The 2295-nt window shown below is 60.2% G+C and carries 2 protein-coding genes and 1 tRNA gene; all 3 read right to left on the reverse strand.

The window, feature by feature from the left end; all coding sequences use genetic code 11:
• Positions 1–162: 162 nt before the first annotated feature.
• Positions 163–239, reverse strand: a tRNA-Met gene (locus tag RTK01_RS16620).
• 155 nt (positions 240–394) lie between these two features.
• Positions 395–2020 (reverse strand): chaperonin GroEL, encoded by a 1626-nt coding sequence (gene groL / locus RTK01_RS16625; protein WP_312282034.1) that lies wholly within the window; start codon positions 2018–2020, stop codon positions 395–397.
• Positions 2021–2063: 43 nt separating this feature from the next.
• Positions 2064–2295, reverse strand: a 232-nt coding sequence (locus tag RTK01_RS16630; RefSeq protein ID WP_312282035.1) for a co-chaperone GroES, incomplete at its 5' end; no start/stop codon positions are given.

A 2295-nucleotide genomic window follows, 5' to 3' on the forward strand; every position in this document is an offset into this window, starting at 1 on the left:
ACACCCGCCCACCGGCCCTTCCAGCCAGACAGCTTTGCTTCCCCGTCCGGGCTTCGAACCCCTCTTACATCCGTGATAGGCCCGTGTCTTATCCCCTTGCCCACCTGGCCATATCAACTTTTCGCGAACCCCCACGGGACACGCCGTGTCCCGTGGGAATTCTGGTAGCGGCACCTGGATTCGAACCGGGGACACTGCGGGTATGAACCGCATGCTCTAGCCAACTGAGCTATGCCGCCAAATTTGCTCGCCGGTGTGGCGGGCGAGGATTACTCTACCAGATAACGCCTATTTTTGTCAAGAGGTTTTCGGGAAAATCTCTCATCAAATATCCATTTTTGCAAAAGAGGGATTCGCCGGGGGCGTGAAAACGCCCCCGGCGCAAGACTTTCTCTTAGTACATGCCGCCCATGTCGGGTGCGGCGGGCGCGGGCGCGGGAGGCTCGGGCTTGTCAGCCACCAGAGACTCTGTGGTCAGCACCATGGAAGCCACGCTGGCGGCATTCTCCAGAGCGGAACGAGTCACCTTGGCGGGGTCAATGATACCGGCGGTGACCATGTCGCAGTACTCTTCCTTATAAGCGTCGAAGCCATAGCCCGCCTTGCCGGAATCGCGGACCTTCTCCAGAATCACGGAGCCGTCCAGCCCGGCGTTGGCCGCGATCTGGCGGATGGGGGCTTCCAGCGCCTTGGCAATCAGGCGCACGCCGGTCTTCTCGTCGCCCTCCATGGAGGGAATCAGAGCCTCCACGGCGGAAATGACGTTGATGAAGATGGTGCCGCCGCCAGCGACAACGCCCTCCTCAACAGCCGCGCGGGTGGCGTTCAGTGCGTCCTCCATGCGGAGCTTCTTTTCCTTCATCTCCGTCTCGGTGGCTGCGCCGACCTTTACGACGGCAACGCCGCCAGCCAGCTTCGCCAGACGCTCCTGAAGCTTCTCTTTGTCATACTCGGAGGTAGTGTTGCTAATCTGGGCGCGAATCTGGCCCACACGATCCTTGATGGCCTGGCTTTCGCCCGCGCCGTCCACGATGGTGGTGTTTTCCTTGGTGACCTTCACCTGACGGGCGCGGCCTAGCATATCCAGCGTGGCGGTCTTCAGCTCAAGACCCACCTCCTCGGACACCACGGTGCCGCCGGTGAGGACGGCGATGTCCTGCAGCATTTCCTTGCGGCGGTCGCCAAAGCCGGGAGCCTTGACGCACACCACGTTCAGCGTGCCCCGCAGACGGTTCACGATCAGGGTGCTCAGGGCCTCGCCCTCCACGTCCTCAGCCACAATCAGCAGCTTCTTGCCGGACTGCACAAGCTGCTCCAGCAAGGGAAGAATATCGGTAATGACGGAAATCTTCTTGTCAGTGATGAGGATGTAGGCGTCGTCGATGTTGGCCTCCATCTTCTCAGTGTCGGTGCACATATAGGGGGTGATGTAGCCCCGGTCAAACTGCATGCCCTCCACGACCTCGCTGTAAGTCTCGGCCGTCTTGGACTCCTCAATGGTAATCACGCCGTCGGCGGAAACCTTGTCCATGGCGTCGGCAATCAGCTTGCCGATTTCCTCGTCGCCAGAGGAGACGGCGCCCACGCGGGCGATATCCTTGATGCCGTCCACCTTCTTAGACTGCTTTTTGATCTCTGCCACGGCAACTTCCACAGCCTTGGCCATGCCCTTGCGCACCACAATGGGATTCGCTCCGGCGGCCAGATTCTTCAGGCCCTCGGAAATCATGGCCTGCGCCAGAAGGGTTGCGGTGGTGGTGCCGTCTCCAGCCACATCGTTGGTCTTGGTAGAGACTTCCTTCACCAGCTGCGCGCCCATGTTCTCAAAGGGATCGGGCAGCTCGATTTCCTTGGCGATGGTCACGCCGTCGTTGGTAATCAGGGGCGCGCCGTACTTCTTGTCCAGCACCACGTTGCGGCCCTTGGGGCCCAGGGTAACCTTGACGGTATCGGCCAGAGTGTCCACGCCGGCCTGCAGCGCCTTGCGGGCGTCCTCGCCGCGCTTAATCAGTTTAGACATATTGCATTACCTCCAAATTTAAGAAGTTGTTTTTGAGACTGCTTTAGTCCACGATGGCCAGAATCTCACTCTGGCGCACCACGGTATACTCCTCGTCTTCCAGCGCAACCTTGCTTCCGGCATACTGGCTTGTGATCACCTTGTTGCCGGCTTTCACGGTCATGACCACGTCCTTGCCGTCCACGTTGCCGCCGGGGCCCACGGAAATCACTTCAGCCACGGAGGGCTTCTCCTTGGCGGAGCCGGTGAGAATGATGCCGCCCTTGGTCGTCTCC

Source organism: Oscillibacter sp. (genome assembly GCF_031978065.1).
Taxonomy (GTDB): Bacteria; Bacillota; Clostridia; order Oscillospirales; family Oscillospiraceae; genus Oscillibacter.